The sequence below is a fragment of the Sphingobacterium sp. JUb20 genome, assembly GCF_004342035.1.
Classification (GTDB): domain Bacteria; phylum Bacteroidota; class Bacteroidia; order Sphingobacteriales; family Sphingobacteriaceae; genus Sphingobacterium; species Sphingobacterium anhuiense.
In genome coordinates, this window is sequence record NZ_SLYV01000004.1 from 305,473 (window position 1) to 323,225 (window position 17,753).

The 17,753-nt window shown below is 35.0% G+C and carries 9 protein-coding genes; 7 read left to right on the forward strand and 2 right to left on the reverse strand.

What is annotated here, in order from left to right:
* Positions 1 to 70 precede the first annotated feature (70 nt).
* The 5 genes from EDF66_RS08980 to EDF66_RS09000 all read left to right on the forward strand — a co-directional run bounded on the left by EDF66_RS08980 (position 71) and on the right by EDF66_RS09000 (position 7,437).
* Positions 71 to 340: a hypothetical protein gene (locus EDF66_RS08980; protein WP_132842098.1), complete on the forward strand. Its 270-nt coding sequence runs from the start codon at positions 71 to 73 to the stop codon at positions 338 to 340.
* Positions 341 to 436: 96 nt separating this feature from the next.
* On the forward strand, positions 437 to 1,582 hold the full coding sequence (locus tag EDF66_RS08985) for a TlpA family protein disulfide reductase (protein WP_132842100.1): 1,146 nt from the start codon (positions 437 to 439) through the stop codon (positions 1,580 to 1,582).
* A gap of 145 nt (positions 1,583 to 1,727) precedes the next feature.
* On the forward strand, positions 1,728 to 2,243 hold the full coding sequence (locus EDF66_RS08990; RefSeq protein ID WP_132842102.1) for a cysteine peptidase family C39 domain-containing protein: 516 nt from the start codon (positions 1,728 to 1,730) through the stop codon (positions 2,241 to 2,243).
* 526 nt (positions 2,244 to 2,769) lie between these two features.
* Positions 2,770 to 4,074, forward strand: a complete 1,305-nt coding sequence (locus tag EDF66_RS08995) for a hypothetical protein (protein ID WP_132842103.1) — start codon at positions 2,770 to 2,772, stop codon at positions 4,072 to 4,074.
* Positions 4,075 to 4,521: 447 nt separating this feature from the next.
* Complete coding sequence (locus EDF66_RS09000; RefSeq protein ID WP_165902410.1) at positions 4,522 to 7,437, forward strand: glycoside hydrolase family 2 protein; 2,916 nt, start codon at positions 4,522 to 4,524, stop codon at positions 7,435 to 7,437.
* 261 nt (positions 7,438 to 7,698) lie between these two features.
* On the opposite strand, the gene EDF66_RS09005 is transcribed toward EDF66_RS09000, so the two are convergent.
* Positions 7,699 to 9,261, reverse strand: coding sequence for a RagB/SusD family nutrient uptake outer membrane protein (locus tag EDF66_RS09005; RefSeq protein WP_132842106.1), 1,563 nt, complete (start codon positions 9,259 to 9,261; stop codon positions 7,699 to 7,701).
* Positions 9,262 to 9,278: 17 nt separating this feature from the next.
* The gene (locus EDF66_RS09010) at positions 9,279 to 12,395 is read right to left on the reverse strand and encodes a SusC/RagA family TonB-linked outer membrane protein (RefSeq protein ID WP_132842107.1); all 3,117 of its coding nucleotides are present in this window, start codon (positions 12,393 to 12,395) and stop codon (positions 9,279 to 9,281) included.
* Between the two features lie 493 nt (positions 12,396 to 12,888).
* Here EDF66_RS09010 and EDF66_RS09015 point away from each other — a divergent pair, with 493 nt between their 5' ends.
* Entirely contained in the window at positions 12,889 to 14,556 is a 1,668-nt protein-coding gene (locus EDF66_RS09015) for a glycoside hydrolase family protein (RefSeq protein ID WP_132842109.1), read from the forward strand.
* Between the two features lie 253 nt (positions 14,557 to 14,809).
* Positions 14,810 to 17,716: a glycoside hydrolase family 2 protein gene (locus EDF66_RS09020; RefSeq protein WP_132842110.1), complete on the forward strand. Its 2,907-nt coding sequence runs from the start codon at positions 14,810 to 14,812 to the stop codon at positions 17,714 to 17,716.
* Positions 17,717 to 17,753 lie beyond the last annotated feature (37 nt).

Sequence of the window (17,753 nt, forward strand, 5' to 3'; positions counted from 1 at the left end):
GCTCTCTGTAAAAGTCCCTCCTAAGCTATTCGGGTGTGAGTGAATAGTCAAAAATTAAAAAATAAAAATAATGAAAAAAATTTCATTAAAAAATTTAGGTAAAACCGAAATCTTATCTCGTGAAGAGTTAAAGCAAATTCTTGGTGGAAATGGTGGAAGCGGAACTACTGGTAGTGGTGATGTTAAATGTTTGACATCATGTGGAGGAGTGGTAAATGGAGTTCCTAAAAATGGTACTTGTGATAAGAAAACAATCACCAACACTAATGGAACATTAACATGGTGTGAGTGCAGTATACCTAGTACGGCAAAGTGCACTGATAATGGTGTTCTTGCGTAGCATTGAGATAGATTCTATAACATACAAAATTTAACTCTATCTTTTATTTAAGGAGATAGAGTTAAATAAATTCTAGTCAGTTTATAAGTTAGAAATATGAGGAAAATAATATTAGTATTAATTTTACTTTCAGCATACTGTATTAGCATTGCTCAAAGTAAAATGGATGTCACTTTTATATTAGGTGAAAATGTAAACCCTCCGGATATAGATATAAGTTTAAATGATGGTATTAATAGTCAATTTCTGAACGATAGTTTGGGTAAAAGTACATTTCATATGACTAACTTATATTATGGATATTATGGCCATATTTCGATCTGGTACAAGAAAAGTGGCCGAGTTTATGAATATTTTATAAATGATAAACCTGGAAAATTTATCTTAAATGTTGACTCTGTAGATCAAGGAAAATCGCTAAACGTGATACATAGTGGAGGCATAATTAATTCTGTAGATAGCATTGAAAATCCGATACGTTATGAATATGATAATTTTTTGAAAAATGATTCTAATCACATTGCTATCGTTGAAATTTATAAAAATTATATTAATGAGATAAATAAAAATGATTCGATTAGAAATAAGTTGACTACACATACCAAATTATTTAACAAAAAACTACTCTCTTTTATAGAAGAACGCAACGAGGATTATTATTCTTTTTATCTGTTTAAAAATTATTCAAAAATGCAGTTAGAAGAGCTGTTAAATGATGAAGATTATATGTCTTCCTTACGTCATCAATTAAACGCATTTCCTAAAAAATATACGGATACCAAGGAGGGAAAAATATTACAGCAGGAACTTCAAAATAAAATTACTCCTTTAGAAAAATGGAATCTTATTAATTTTAATTTCATTGATGTAAAAGGAATTAAATATACGATCGAGAATTTGAAAAGTGACTATATCCTTTTGGATTTTTGGGCTACTTGGTGTGCTCCATGTATAACACAAATCCCTGATATTAAAAATTTGAATAAACAATATTCATTAGAGAAACTACAAATAATTAGTATAAGTGCAGACCTTGATTCAGCTAATTTTAGTAAGGTGATTGAGGAAAATGAAATGAATTGGGTACATATATTTGACAAAAATAAAGATGTGGCTAGAAAATTTAGCATTAAAGCATATCCTACATTAATCTTAATCGATAAAACTGGCAGGCTAATTTTTCGATCTGAGGGAATTATGGATAAAAAAAGAATTATTGATATAATTGAAGGTAGGGAGTAATTAATTGGTTGATAGAATATTTATAAACATTTTATGTTTTATTTTTTACTTGACTTAAGTAAAAAAGTATTTGTATTTCCAAGTAATTCTTTTTCATAATCTCCCATTAATCAGACTTGAGAATTTATTGAACTACTAATTTAATATGCTAAAGCGATTTCCATACTATAGGCAAAGGGATGAGATGGATTGTGGTGTGACCTGCTTACGTATTTTAGTTAAATATTATGGTCAAATTGCATCTATTTATAAAATTCGAAAACTTTGTAAGACTACCAAAAATGGAATCAATCTGCTCGGAATTAGCGACGCTGCCGAAAAATTGGGAGTTAGAACCTATGGTGTCCGCCTATCGCTAGACCAATTACAGGAAGCGAAGTTGCCTTGTATATTGCACTGGAATCAAAATCATTTTACTGTACTCGATAAAATAAAAAAGGGTAAATACTTTATTTCTGATGCTGCAATGGGTTTGATTTCGTATGATGAGAAAGAGTTTGCAAAAAACTGGTTCTCGACTAAGAAGTTATATTCAGGTCAGTCACATATATTGAGCCCTACTCCGCACTTCTATCAAATCGATGAAGACGAACCTGAATCAACTTTAAAATGGTCTAAAATTTTTATTTATTTTTATAAATATAAGAGATTATTTATTTAGATTTTTTTGGGAATGCTGTTGGGAACAGTTTTATCGCTGATAGCTCCTTTTCTTGGGCAATCTGTTGTTGATATTGGTATTAATACCAAAAATATCAGTTTCATCAACTTGATTTTAATTGACAATTGATGTTATTCATTGGAAACACGGCCGTCTCTTTTATACGTTCCTGGATTATGCTATATATTAGTACACGCGTAAATATATCCATTTTGACAGACTTGCTCATCAAGATAATGAAGCTTCCTATGCAAAAGTTATCCGTATCAAGAATATGGTTACCTTAAGGGTAAAGTCGTTTTCATTAGCGATATCCTAATCAGGGATTCTGTATTTTTTTCTAGATTGGATATTTATAGAAGCATACAAGACTCGTTAATAAAATTAAAACCAGGCCTGTTGGCTGAAGCTGAAATTATAACAGAGGATCAATCAATCTTTAAAAGGATATGACTGAACCTGACTAAAAATTTAAAAATATAAACACTATGTATATAATGATTTGAAAAATCAATTACTATAAATTATGAAAATACCAACTTATATCATAAACTTAAAACATCGTACCGATCGCTATAAAAATATTGTTCAAGAATTTGAAGATAGAAATGAATTTAATTTAACAGTTTTCACTGCAGTAGAAAATAAAATCGGATCTATTGGATTATGGCAATCTCTACTTCAGATAATTAACATTGCGAAATCGAATAAATTGGGGTACGTATTGATTTGTGAAGATGACCATTTATTCACAAATGAATACAATGTTGAGAAATTAAATGAACAAATAAAATATGTTTCAAAAATCAGAGGTGAAATACTTTTGGGAGGAGTAAGTTGGTTTGATTATAGCGTCAAGGTAAATGATAGATTGTATTGGATCAATGAATTTACAGGAACTCAGTTTCTAATTGTTTTTGCTAATTTTTATGACAAGATACTTGACTATAAATTTTATGAGGGCATCGAAACAATTGATTCTATGATTTCAAAATTATCAGATAAAATTTTTGTCTCCTTTCCAATAGTTTCAATTCAACGGGACACAGGATATTCAGATGTTACTCAAAAAAATGATTCTAAAGGAGTGGTTCAGGCACTATTTAATAAAGTGAAACTAAGAATGAAAGCTATAGATAAAATGGAAAAGCATATATTATCTACGAAGTATTCATACTACGGAAGTAATTATAATGACATACAAATTCCTGCGTATGTTATTAATATTGATGAACGATATGACCGATTGGAACATATAAAGAGCCAATTCGCAAATAAAAACGAATTTGAACTTGAATTTTTAATTGTACAAAAGGAAGAGAAGAGAACTATGGGTTTATGGAATAATATCAAAAAGATCATATCGATGGCAATAGAAAGAGATGAAGATATTATCATAATTTGTGAAGATGACCATGTATTCTCTGGAAATTACAATAAAGAGATATTGTTTGATTCGATATTTCAAGGTGCAGAATTAGGTGCGGATATAATTCTAGGCGGAATTTCAAACACTACACAAGCTATTGTTGTAAGTCCTGAACTGTGTTGGATTGAATCTTTTCAATGTACACAGTTTACAATTTTATTCAAGAATATTTTTGAACAAATTTTATCGGAACCTTTTGATGAAACAGATGCCGCAGATTTAATTCTTTCCATGATGAGTGCTAATAAGTATGTTATTCACCCATTTATATCCAGACAAAAGGATTTTGGATATTCAGATATTCCAATAGAAGGTTTTCGTACAGATCAATATGATGGTATGTTTGAGAATTGTGAAGCAAAAATAAGTAGAGTTAGAGATGTTAAAAAATTACTAAACTAATTCCCGTAAAAATAATAATTGATAATATTTGATTTCAAGTAGTTTAGATATGTCTGTGTTTTTTTTAGAAATTAGATGTAGGTTATAAGAAAGTGTGGTACTATGGTTGTATTGGTGATATATTCAAAAAGATTCCTAATGGATGGGATATCTAAATATACAAATTTGACTGAATACATAGGTGTGCTAAATTTCACTCAAAGTAGTTTTGAAGCGGTAATTGCATAATGCTTTCAATTATATTTTTTGATCATATAATTGAAAGTGTTTTTATTTACATTGGTAAAATCTTTTAATGATGTTTATTTTGATGCTTTACAATTCACTTGATTTAGATGGGTAAAAAAGTTTACTTAATGATTAGTATTGTTTTAGAATCAGATATTTGATTGACATATCTTGCGGTTATAAGTTTTTTTAAATATAATCTTCTTAAAAATGCAAATTGTGAAAAATTGGTCAGTATTCATTTTAATGATATTTTTTGCTTCTCATGTGGTTGCTCAAACCTTTATGGCAGGTGGACGACAGCATTTACCACCTAAATCTACTCGGGTAGAAGGTATTGATAGCGCTGTAAAAAGTCTGGATGGTGAATGGGAAATTAATCTTACCCCATCTGCTACGTCTATTTTTGATAAAACTATTTCGGCTAATTGGCAAAAAATAATGGTGCCAGGCGAGGCCATGATGCAGGGGTTTAAAATAAAGCATGACACCGCCTTCGTATACCGTAAAAAAATAAACATCACCGAAAATACTAAAGGTAAACGTCATGCTGTGCGTTTCAACGGTGTATTTAACCATGCAAAGGTTTATTTTAATGGTAACCTTGTACGTGAGCATTTTGGTGGGTTTACCGCGTGGGATGCGGATATAACGAAGTTTATCAAACCTGGTCAGGACAACTGGTTGCATGTGGAAGTTACGGATCGTGCGGATGATATTTCTTATGCCTCTGGTTATGCACATCATACTATAGGCGGGATCACACGAAAAGTTGATTACGTTATCTTACCCGAAAGTCCTGTTCAATATTTATACGCTAAATCATGGCTTACTAATAATTATACGGATGGAACATTAAGTATACAGATGGAGTTACCTCAAAGTAAAAACTTAACTGCACACTATGATTTAATAGATCCTTCTGGAAAAAAAGTATGGTCAAAACCGAGATCTTTAAAAGCTATCGGTGATATCTGGAAAGACAGTATTGCTGTTCCAAAAGTAAGTTCTTGGACAGCGGAGTCACCTTTTTTATATAAGATGATCTTAAGTGTCATAAAAAATGGTAAGACTCAACAAACGATTGAACAGCTGGTTGGGTTTCGGAGTATCGAAATTAATAAAGACAATGAAATGTTGGTGAACGGCAAAACTGTAAAGCTACGGGGGGCTTGTCGACACGATATGCATCCTACACTTGGGCGTAGTACCAATCGGGCACAGGATAGTATTGATGCTGTACTGACCAAAGAATCGAATATGAATTTTATCCGTACTTCACATTATCCTCCAACTGAAGACTTTCTTGAGTTCTGTGATCGATATGGTATCTATGTACAGGAAGAAACTGCAGTTTGTTTTGTGTTGGATTGGCGAGTGGTACCTTACAATAAATTTGAGACACAAAGTGATTCAGCTTATACGGATCGTTACCTTGGTCAGTTGAGTGAAATGATAGATCGGGACAGAAACCATGCTTCTATTGTGATGTGGTCTATCGGGAATGAAAGTAATTGGGGTACTAATTTTCAAAAATCGTATGAGTTTGTAAAATCTGTGGATAAGAGCAGACCCGTTTCTTGGTCTTTTCCAGCAACAGCTTTGGATCAAGGGAAAAGAAATTTTGACATTCTGGTATCGCACTATCCGGCATATAATGGTAAATATAGTGATCTAGGCAAGTACGAGAAAAATATGAAAGGGGAAATGCCGATTATTGGCGATGAGTGGGTACATGTGAACTGTTATAATACCGATTTGAGCACTTATGATCCTAATGTAAGGGATTTTTGGGGAGTAAGTATGGACTCTACTTGGACCTATCGTTTTGATGTGAAAGGCTATCTTGGCGGTGCTATCTGGGGAATGATTGATGAAACTTTTACAATGAAAGATGGTATGACGGGTTACGGTCCTTGGGGAATTGTTGATGTGTGGAGAAGGAAGAAAACCGAATTCTGGAATACTAAAAAAGCATATTCACCGATTAGAGTGCTGGTCGGTGATGTTAAAAAAGCAACAGGTAGTATCATATTGCCACTTCATAATCGCTATGATCATACTAATTTGAAAAGTATTAAAGCAACAGCTTTCATTAATGGTAAAGAAGTTGCTATTGCTATGCCAGACGTGGCGCCCCATGCTAAAGGTGAAATGATTGTTCCGATCTCGACTTCTTCTTCATCTGTAAAGATTCAGTTTAAAGACAAAACAGGTGCATTGATTGATGAAGAGTTGATCAGTATGGAGGGTGAACATAAAGCCCCTGCAATTGTATCAACAGGTGTCTGGACAGTGGCTGATGAAAGTAGTCAGTTCACACTAAAATCTGGCGATTTTACTTTTAAAATCAATAAGAAAACAGGAGCTATTGATCAGGGATCCGTAAAGGATGTAGCTGTAATTACAGGTAATCCGCTTCTAGTGGTGAATAGACCTAAAGATGCTGGTGTACTCAAAAATACAGATGCCATATTATCGGGTGATTATCGTGTTGCTAACTTTAGTTTTGATCAATTGAATAAAGAGGTATTTGTAATCCGTAGCAAAGGTGAAGTGGATAAGTATCCGGTTGAGATGGTTACCTCTTTATATCCTAACGGGCAAATTAAAATATCATACAGCGCGGACAGTATTCCTGCCTATACCTGGGATATAGGGGTAGGTGTGCCTGTAGATTCTGATCTGGATAAAATAAGCTGGGATCGCAAGGGTTATTGGACAACTTATCCTGAGGAACATATGTCAGCTTTAAAGGGCACGGCTAAAAAAGTGTATAACAGCACTGAATCTTTTGGTATCAAACCAAATTTTGAAGTATCTCATTCGATGTCGGACTATTTTCTTACTAAAAAAGATCCTGCGGTATTGTACAAAGCCGAAATGTCAGCATCGGGAATTTATCGAGCTAAGAAAGAAAATATTTATAGTTATACCGTGTTAGGAGATAGGGGTGCCTTAAATGTAATTAGCGATGGTAAGCAATCCGCAAAAATGAATGTTAATAAAGATGGTGGTCAGCAATTGCTCGTGAGTGATAAATGGGATTATTGGACAATTAGCTGGGGTAATTATCAAGGTACTCGCAATAAAACCAAGAAATATTCAGGAACAGTGTTTTTAAAGTTGAAGTAAAAATTTAAAATATAAGGTGTCTTTTTAGATACCTTATATTTATTGGATTTAAATAATCAGAGGTTGGCCAGAAAAATCATGTTAATTACTGACTTGTTTTATGGTCTTTTGCCAGTACTAATATAAATCTTCAGCTCCTTTAAATGAGTAGAGAATGCGGTTTTATGATAATGAAGAAAGCACAGCTGCAATTGTAACTGTGCTTTCTTCATATTTAAGGAATTAGAAGGTGAGATATAGATATCTAATTACTCCAAGGTTTTAATACCCTGGATTCTGTTGATCTTTCATGTTTGGAGCATTGTCTATATCTTTTTGAGGGAAAGGCATCAAATAGTCTTTCTCTTTTCTGAATATTCTCTTTTCAATTGATCCTTTGGTTTGTCCACCATTTAATACGATTGATTTATTTAGTATCTCCTCGGCAATTTTCCATCTTCGAATATCTGAATAGTAAAGACCTTCACCAGCAAATTCAATTCTTCTTTCATGTCTGATTCGTTCACGCATCTGTTCTTTAGAGAGACCAGATGGAATAGCAGGCATATTGACCGTAGGCCTAGCTCGTACTTGATTGATCGCTGTGTATACATCATTGGTTGGACCCGAAATTTCATTGAGTGCTTCTGCATACATCAGTAGAACATCTGCGTACCTAATGACAATTCCATTAATTTGTGAAAGACCGGTTCCACCTATTGCATTGCTAAGGTTTGTATTATTATCGTATACAGTGTATTTTTTATAACTATAACCTGTATATACTCCAGGCCAACCATCAGCTGTTACAGGATAAGGAACGGAGTTGTAAAGTACTCCTTTTCTGAAAATCGTCTGATCAAGTCTTGGATCTCTATTATTGTTAGGATCTTTGGGATCAGCAATTGGATTGGTAGTTGTGTATTTACTCCCATCTTTCATTTCGTATTCATCTATCAGATCTTGTGTAGGTTCTATTGAACTCCATCCTGGCGAATTTGTTGGAGCATATATACCTAAATAAATGTCCCAGCTCGTTGGAAATCTTGGTTGCAAAAATTGGATGTCAAAGATTACTTCGCTGTTATTCTCATTTGCTTCTAAAAATAGGCTACGATAATTCGGAAATAAAGTGTAACCCATTTTCATAACTTGAGATGCTGATTGAGCCGATTTTTCCCACTTTTCTTGGTAAAGGTAAATACGAGTCAGAAGACCATATGCGGAACCTTTTGTGACACGACCTTTTTCACTAGCTTCATTTGGAAGCATCTCTGTTGCTGCCGTTAAATCTTTTTCAATCTGTGCATACACTTCTTCTTTTGTGCTTTTTTTTGCATTCATCTGCTCAAGATTAGGGTTGTCCAAAATCATAACAACTCCCCCCCAATAATTAACAAGAATGGAGTAATAATAAGCTCTTAAAAAATATGCTTCTCCTTTCATCGTAGCTTTTCGACCTTCGTCCATTTGAACTTTATCGATATTTGCTAGAAAGTTGTTTGTTGCCGAGATACCTCCGTAAGCACCATTATACATATTTCCCATCCCTCCTAGATCATTGGGTGTCTGTGCACTCAGAGAGATATTTTTCCATCCTTCCCATGGATAATTGCTATATGCGTTAGGAGTTAGTACATCTAGATAGGGCAATACTTCTGTCGTGACATCCCAAAGTGCAGAATAACAACCAATGTTTGCAGCTTTAGCATCTTCTTCTGTTTTCCAAAAGACTTCTGGTGAAATGGAATCCTGCGGGAGTTTGTTTAGGAAATCTTTTTGGCACGAGGTTGTTAGAATAGCTAAAGCAGCTATACTCATTGAGATATATTTTTTAGTGTTCATGATAAGCTTTTTTTAGATTAAAATTTTAGATTTATACCTCCTGTAATCATCCTAACATTTGGATATTGTGCAGGAGACATATTTGCTAAGTCTCGTTCGGGATCAAGCCCTTCAAACTTGGTGAACGTGAAAACATTCTGTGCATCAATATACACTCTAATCCCGCCCATTTTGAGTTTAGAAAGTAGACTGCTAGGCAACGAATAACCTAATTGTATATTCTTAACTCTTAAAAACGAGGCGTCTTGAAGCCAAAAGCTGTTATCTGCATAATTTTGACTGTTGGATGCACTATATTGTACTAATCTTGGTAGTTTTGCATTGGGATTTTCTGGTGTCCATGTATTGCCAGCTTCCCATCTTTTTGATACTCCTGCACCATTTAGGAAAGGAAAATATAATTCACTACCAACATATGATTCAACATCTGCAACACCTTGTAAATTAATACGCAGATCTACTCCTTTATAACTCACGTTAATATTAGCCCCATACGTCCAGGTTGGTATTGGTTTGCCGACAACTTGTCGGTCATGAGCATCGATGATACCATCAGGTTTTCCCTCAGGACCACTGAAATCTTCAAATTTAATATCACCAGGTTTAGTAGGGACAGCATTTTGCTTCGGGCTGGAATCTACTTCTTCCTGCGATTGGAATATACCTAAAGACTTCCACATATAGAATGCATTAATAGCTTCTCCTTGTAATAATGCGTTTCGTCCGATTTGTGGATCAGGTATGTAGTCTATCTTATTTTTTACATGGGTCAGATTAAAGCCAGCATTAATATCCACTTCTCCAATTTTATGAGTATAGTTAGAAGATAATTCCCATCCCTTGTTGCTTACAGTTGCTAAATTTCTGAAAGGGGCATTTCGTATTCCTATGAAATTTGGAAGTTGGATCTGACGTAAAATACCCTCGCGTTTATCCTCAAAGTAGTCAAATGTCACATTCAATTTTCTTTTTAATAAAGTGGCATCAAATCCAATATTTGTTTTTGTACCAACCTCCCATTTAATATTTTCATCAACGATGGACATCTGTGCAATTCCTGTTGCGATATTGTCACTTAAGGGATAAAATCTAGCAAAAGCAAGTGTTGGAATATACGCATACAAATCTCGTTGGTCATTGAACCCCATACGATCATTACCAGATTTACCCCATGAGGCGCGAATCTTTAATTCGTCAATCAATGTCTGATTTTTCATGAAATCTTCTTGTGTAATTCTCCATCCGGCCGATATAGATGGAAAGAATCCCCATCTGTTTTCTGGAGAGAATCGTGAAGAACCATCGTATCGTGCAATACCTTCAAGTAAGTATTTCTCTTTATATGCATAATTAAAGCGCCCTATATAGGAGCGAAGTGCCCAACCATATGTCGTTCCATTTGTTAGTGGTGTAGTAAGCCCGGCATTTATTTCAGTTAATGTATTGTTGACGAATCCCATTATCGATCCCGATAAAGTCCGGTATTCTTCTTCCTCTTGACTGTATATTCCCGCTATCGTAAAATCATGATTTTCTGCAATGATTTTGTTGTAAGTCAAACTACTAAAAAGTGTTTTATATAGAGTCTTATCCCAATTATTGCTCGCATTAGGGCCTGAGGCATTCATTGTTGAAGTGACAGTTAATGTTTTTGGGTTATAGACAAGAGTTTTGGGAACAAAAGTCTGATTATCATTTGTTGAATAATTAACACCTCCTGTAACATTAAATTTTAATCCATCAAGTATTTTATAATTTAAAAATACATTGGTATTAAAGTTTCCATATGCACTGTGGTTCTTTCCTTCATTAACCATAGCGAGTGGATTTCGGAATTGAGCATTGACTGAATTAACCCATGTAGAAGCATATTCACCATTTGAGGTGTAGGTTCCATAGTAAGGAAGTGTACGATAGAGTTCCGTAAATAAATTACCTGAACCATTAAAAGATTCTTTTCTGTTTTGGTAACGAATACCAGATCGTAAACCTACATCTAATTTATCATTGACTTTAGTATCTACGTTGGCTCTCAGATTATAGAGTTTTGCATTTCCATTTTGAACAATTCCATCCTGATTGGTATAACCCAGTGATAAGTTAAATTGGGTATTCCCTTCCCCGCCAGATATACCTAATTGATTGGTCTGAATGCTAGCGTTACGCATGATCAGATCTAACCAATCCGTGTTGGGATAAATATTGGGGTCTTTACCATTTTGGTATTCGTTAATCGTTTCTTTACTAAAAAATGTTGGACTTCCTTGATTTATAAGTGCCTGATTATATAAGTTCATATAATCTACAGAATTTGTAATCATCTCAGGAAGTTTAGTTGCAGTCTGTTTTCCAAAAGATGTAGTGAAATCGATTTTAACTCTGCCTTTAGCACCTTTCTTCGTTTGTACAAGTATAACTCCATTAGCAGCTCGAGAACCATAAATAGCAGCAGAAGCATCCTTAAGAACTGAAATAGACTCAATATCATTTGCATTTACTGCTCCCAGTGATCCCACTATTCCATCAATAATAACTAATGCATCACTTGTTCCTATAGTACCGATTCCTCTCACTCGTATGTTAGCTCCATCACGACCGGGCTGTCCAGACTGTTGGTTTACCCATACACCTGGTACCTGTCCAGAAAGTGCTTGGGTTGCATTTGTAATGGGTCTGTTGGATATTGCATCAGATTTCATTACACTGACGGCACCAGTTAATGTAGCTTTCTTTTGTGTACCGAATCCAACTACTACAGTTTCCTCCAGCATATTAACCTCCGTGTCGAGTGTAATAGTAAGGTTAGCAGGGTTTGTACCGATAGGAACTTCTTTTGAAATATAACCGACATATGTGATAACCAATGTTTGATTGGTTGTAGCATTCAGGTTGAAATTACCTTCTGAATCGGTTTTAGTTCCAATTGACGTTCCTTTTACTTTTATGGTTACTCCAACTAAAGGTTTGCCTGATTCATCAGTAACTTTTCCTTTTATTTGTTGGTTTTGAGAGGTTTGCTGTGCATTTATTAGCGCATAATGTAATGAGCTTGCTTTTGCTATCGGGACAGTCCCAAACAAAAGCACAAATGCAGTCATGCTTCCCGTAATGTTAACGTTTAGCTTTCTTTTCATAGGTTTAATTTTAGTTTATTGTTTTGAGGATATTGTTTACAATCGTTTGTTTAAATAGGCAATGATATTATATGAAAATTACCTACGTAATATCATCCACATTTCTGTTTAGTATCAAAATTTATTGATCGTGATAGTCGTGATTTATATTGAACTGTAAAACTAGTATGAGAAAAAAAGAATAACCAAAACTTTTCTGACATGTATTAAAACTATTTTAACTTAATGATGGGATATGTTAAAACTTGTCAATCGCATAAGGGTAATATAGTGTCATTATAGGGTAAATAACTTTATGTAAAGTAGGCTGTTTACTAGGTCATATATTTTTATGAAGTTTCCTTTGATAATAATTTGAGTTTTTGTCTAGTTAATCTTTTCGATTTAAGATATTAAGTGATAATATTGGATCAAAGCTTGGTAAAATAGGCTTTGCAATATAAAATTGGTCATAAGTATCTTTACATAACTATTATTTACTTCACTTAAGATTATGAAAAAGCCGAGAAAATTTGGACTGTATACGACTGCTTTATTTTGCTTGTGGATGATTGCCCCATCTTATGGTCAAATTACTGAAAGGCCACGTCCTAAAGAATGGGATCTACTTGTTGAAGGTGCTCGCTTTAAAGATCGTTTTCTACCTATGCCTAATGGAAAAGTTATAGTTGCGAGTGATTGGGGAGCGGAGGGAGTGCGTAAACGATATATTGATAATGGTATCGAAGATGGTGAGCGATCGTACTGGGGCGGTAACATATTAAAAGGCGATGATGGTAAGTTTCATCTTTATGTATGTGGATGGCCTGAAAGTTCAGAGAAAGGACATATGGAATGGCCGAATTCAATTGTATACCATACGGTTAGTGATCATTCAATTGGACCATACAAAATTGTTGATACTATAGGTAAAGGTCATAATCCTGAAATTTTCAGAGCGAAAAATGGTAAGTATGTCATTTATGTGATCAATGGTTACTACATATCTGATAGCTATAATGGGCCTTGGAAGTATGAGAAATTTGTATTTGATCAACGGGATCGTCCTATCATCGAAGGTTTGTCAAACCTAACCTTTGCAAAACGTGAGGATGGCTCTAATTTGATGGTGTGCCGAGGTGGTGGTATCTGGTTTAGTGAAACAGGTTTAAGTCCTTATAATCAGATAACAGATAAACGCGTATATCCAGCTGTTGATGGAGAGTTCGAAGATCCAGTTGTTTGGCGCGATCATATTCAGTATCATCTTATTGTAAATGATTGGTTGGGACGAATTGCTTTTTATCAGCGTTCTAAAGATGGTGTAAATTGGATAACTGATCCAGGGGAAGCTTATACCACTGGTATATCTTTTCATCAGGATGGTGTAAAGGAAGATTGGTTTAAGTATGAGCGCATTAAAGTATTGCAAGATAAGTACGGTCGAGCTTATCAGGCAAATTTCGCCGTTATTGATGTTTTAAAGCTGGAAGATAAACCGAATGACCGACATAGTTCAAAAAATATTTCGATTCCATTGAACCCAGGAATGCTGATGGAAATGCTGAATACAGAACTACCATCTTTAAATACAAAATTTGTCCGTGTCAAAGTGTTAAAAGAGCCTAATTTTGATCCTGCTAAGGAGTTGGATTTACAAACATTGCGATTTGGAAAATCAGAGCTTGTTAATTATGGAAAAGGGAGCCGTGCAACTAAATTAGAAAATATAAAAGATGGGGTTATCATTACATTTGAGAATAGTGGGCATGGGTTAACTCAAGATGAATTTGCTCCCAAATTAATTGGTAAATCTAAGTCGGGAAAGATTCTTTTTGGTTATACCAGAGTGCCATGGGTGGCGTATAACGAAGCGATTTTATCAGCTAGAAAGCCGATAGTGGATAAAACAAAAGATCAGCAAGTTTTCGAAGTACAGGTGGATAATTTTGGGCTAGTGAAATCTAAGGAAAGTAAGTTAGAATTATATATTCTTGATGGTGAAAAGAAAACTTTGATCGCTAGTGGACTGATAGCTCCACTTGATCCTTATGCCATGAGCAGAATTAAATTAGCAGGAATTATTCCATTAACAAAGGGGGCGAATAATCTAATGAAACTTGTTATTCAGGAAAAAGGTATTCAAAAGTCAACATTTAATTTTGAATTGAAACTTGATTAATCTTATTATTTGATGTAGGAAATCCAGCAAATGTTTACTTGCTGGATTTTTTAATTTTTAGTGTATGTGGATAGATTTTCAATAATTTATACTGAAAGAGATGTTGTATGGGATATTATGAGGTATTATAGTTTAAGAAAGGGTTAGTTTAGTTGCAGAAAAGACGATTTTTATTATTCATTTTTGAAACGTACATGATCTGTAATCCGGGAGGGATTTTTTTATCATGAGTAAATATCTAAAATCTAAATAAATGAAATCATTATTAGTCCTTTTCTTTGGATTTCTTTCTCCGCTTATAATATGGGCGCAAGATATTGTTGTTCCAAGATTAACGCCTTTTCCTGATCATATCCAATCTACAAAAATAGATTTGAATGGAAAATGGTTATTTGATGTTGATCCGAACGAAAGTTTCTGGAAGTCTCCGCAAGCTGTAGATTGTAAGAATATACAGGTTCCGGGCGAATGGGTGATGCAAGGTTTTGAAGTAGAGAAAGGAGCTAAGGCGGGCTATTTTCGTCAATTTGAAATCCCTGTAAGTTGGAAAGGACAGCGTGTCAAGCTTAGAAATAATGGGATTTTTAGTGAAAGTACAGTTTATATTAATGGTAAGAAAGTAGGAAGTCATATAGGGGGATTTACTCCTTTTGAGATCGATGTGACAGATTTTGTTCACTATGGTGCTACTAACCAGATTACCATAGCTGTACGTAGCGAAAGTTTAGCTGATTCCTTAGCGAGCGCATCACGCTATGCTGTACATGCCCTTGGTGGTATAACTCGAGATATATTTTTGTTTGCGATCCCAGAGACAAATATTTCTTCTTTTCATGTGGTTACTGATTTTGATGCGAGCTATACAGATGCGGTTTTGTCTGCGGATGTGCAGTTGTCAAATGAATCTATTAAAGACAAAGGTACTCTTAAACTAGCATTTAGTTTGTTGGACACAGAGGGAAGATCCGTTGATTTAGGAAAGTCGGAATATCTAGTTGATGAGTTGAAAAATGGTATAAATTTAAATCGTAGTCTAAAGTTTCAGATTCGTAAACCTCATCATTGGACATCTGAGTCTCCCTATTTGTACACGTTAATTTGTGAATTAAGTGATGGATCGGGTGTTTTACATCGCACAAAGCGAAGAGTTGGCTTTAGAGAGCTTGAAGTAAGAGGAAACCAGTTTTTGGTTAATGGAAAACCGATCAAGTTAAGAGGTGTTAATAGACATGAAGTGATGCCACTCCGAGGAAGATCTTTGGAAGGTGATATTTGGGCTAAAGATGTTAAGTTGTTTAGAGAAGCCAATGTAAATTATATTCGTACATCGCATTATCCTCCTGATGAGAGATTGCTTGAGGCTTGTGACGAGCTTGGTATGTTTGTAGAGGTTGAGGCTCCATTTTGTTGGGCACATGAGACTGCTATTAAAAAAGAGGATATGTACCCTCTTCTGGTGAATCAACATATTGAGATGGTTAACCGGGACAAGAGTCATCCTTCTATTATTATGTGGTCTTTAGGAAATGAGTCTAATCTTTATAAAGAGTATTTTAAGGAAGCTGGTGAAGTTATTAAAAAGATGGATCCATCCCGTCCCCGCATATTCAGTCAATGGGGCCCGGATGCTGATAATGGCGAGCTTGAGGTGACGAACCATCATTATCCTGGTCCAACTGGTCCAGATATGTATCGCAATAGTAAACGTCCGGTTACTTTTGACGAATATATCCATGTAAATTCTTACAATCGTTTTGAACTATCGGCAGATCCCGGTGTAAGAAATATGTGGGGACCGTTATTGGATAAAATGTGGACAGCTATGTACAACAGTCAAGGTGTGCTTGGTGGCGCAATCTGGGCTGGAATAGATGATACTTTTTTCTTACCTAACAACAAGGTTGTCGGATATGGAACATGGGGTCCGTTGGATGGCTGGCGTCGGGCGAAACCCGAGTATTGGAATATGAAAAAGTCATACAGTCCAGTAAAATTAGAACAGCGTGGAAATTTATCAAAGGACGGTGTAGTATCTTTTGATGTCGAGAATCGTCATAATTTTACGGATCTGTCTGCTTGTCGATTTGAATGGTGCTCTGGTCAGGATAGTGGGGTTGTGCAAGTGAATTTACCTGCCAGAAGTAAAGGTCATTTTGATATCGATCTGAAGAATGAAAAACACTTGGATCAGGAAATTTATTTGAGAATAATTTCTCCTTTAGGTTTTGTAATAGATGAATATCTATATTCCTTGAAACCGAAAGTAATGGTCGCGGAGGTTGAAAAGAAAGGTTCTGTCAGTTTTGAAGAAAAAAATGAAGCTATCCTTGTTAAGGACAAGAACAGGGTGTTTGAAATCAATAAGTCTGATGGGCTTTTAAAAGTTTATGATGTCCATGGTAACAATTTGATCAATAAAGGGGCTACATTGATGTTATTGCCGCTCAATTCGGAAGGCAGGGGTATTCAAATGGTTGGTAAAGATCAAAATTTTGAACCTTTTAACCCTGTTTGTGAGAACTGGGTATGTCAGTCGGTGGTCTATAACATACAGAAAGATAGTTTAACTATACGTGTTAAGGGAGCATACAAAGAAGCTGAAGGAGCATATATTTATGTGTTTAAAGCAAATGGCGTATTAACGGTTAGCTATGATTTTGAATTGAGAACTGCAGTATCACCAAGGCAGGTTGGATTGGTATTTGAAATACCTAAAGAATTTAATAATTTAGAATGGAAACGTCATGGATATTGGAATATGTATCCGCAGGATCATCTCGGGTCATTGACTGGTCATGCTGTCGCTTTTAATCCTGATCTACCCGTTTCTGCTTCGGCGGGACCATCTGCTTTACCCCACTTAGGTTGGTCTTTTGATCAGACAGATGCAGGTTCGAACCTCTTTAGGGCAACGAAAGAAAATATTTACTCAGCTGATTTGTCGAATTTAAATGGGAATAAGGTTAAGGTCTTAGGTAATGGTAAACAACATTTTAGAGCTTGGATAAGCACGGATAAAAATAGTATTAATATGTTGGTCGCAGATTACAATAATGCTGGACGTGAAGGTTTTCTATCCTCTCATGCAGAGGTTGAATATCGCCCCTTAAAAAGGGGGGACCGTGTAACTGGAAAAGTAATGTTACGGTTTGAAAAATAAAAAGAAATAAAATTATAAATGAGAATATAAAGTCCAG

Excerpts from the sequence above, each read along its gene's own strand:
- EDF66_RS08980 (WP_132842098.1), top strand. The coding sequence starts at position 71 with ATGAAAAAAATTTCATTAAAAAATTTAGGTAAAACCGAAATCTTATCT.
- EDF66_RS08985 (WP_132842100.1), top strand. The coding sequence starts at position 437 with ATGAGGAAAATAATATTAGTATTAATTTTACTTTCAGCATACTGTATT.
- EDF66_RS08990 (WP_132842102.1), top strand. The coding sequence starts at position 1,728 with ATGCTAAAGCGATTTCCATACTATAGGCAAAGGGATGAGATGGATTGT.
- EDF66_RS08995 (WP_132842103.1), top strand. The coding sequence starts at position 2,770 with ATGAAAATACCAACTTATATCATAAACTTAAAACATCGTACCGATCGC.
- EDF66_RS09005 (WP_132842106.1), bottom strand. The coding sequence starts at position 9,261 with ATGAACACTAAAAAATATATCTCAATGAGTATAGCTGCTTTAGCTATT.
- EDF66_RS09010 (WP_132842107.1), bottom strand. The coding sequence starts at position 12,395 with ATGAAAAGAAAGCTAAACGTTAACATTACGGGAAGCATGACTGCATTT.
- EDF66_RS09015 (WP_132842109.1), top strand. The coding sequence starts at position 12,889 with ATGAAAAAGCCGAGAAAATTTGGACTGTATACGACTGCTTTATTTTGC.
- EDF66_RS09020 (WP_132842110.1), top strand. The coding sequence starts at position 14,810 with ATGAAATCATTATTAGTCCTTTTCTTTGGATTTCTTTCTCCGCTTATA.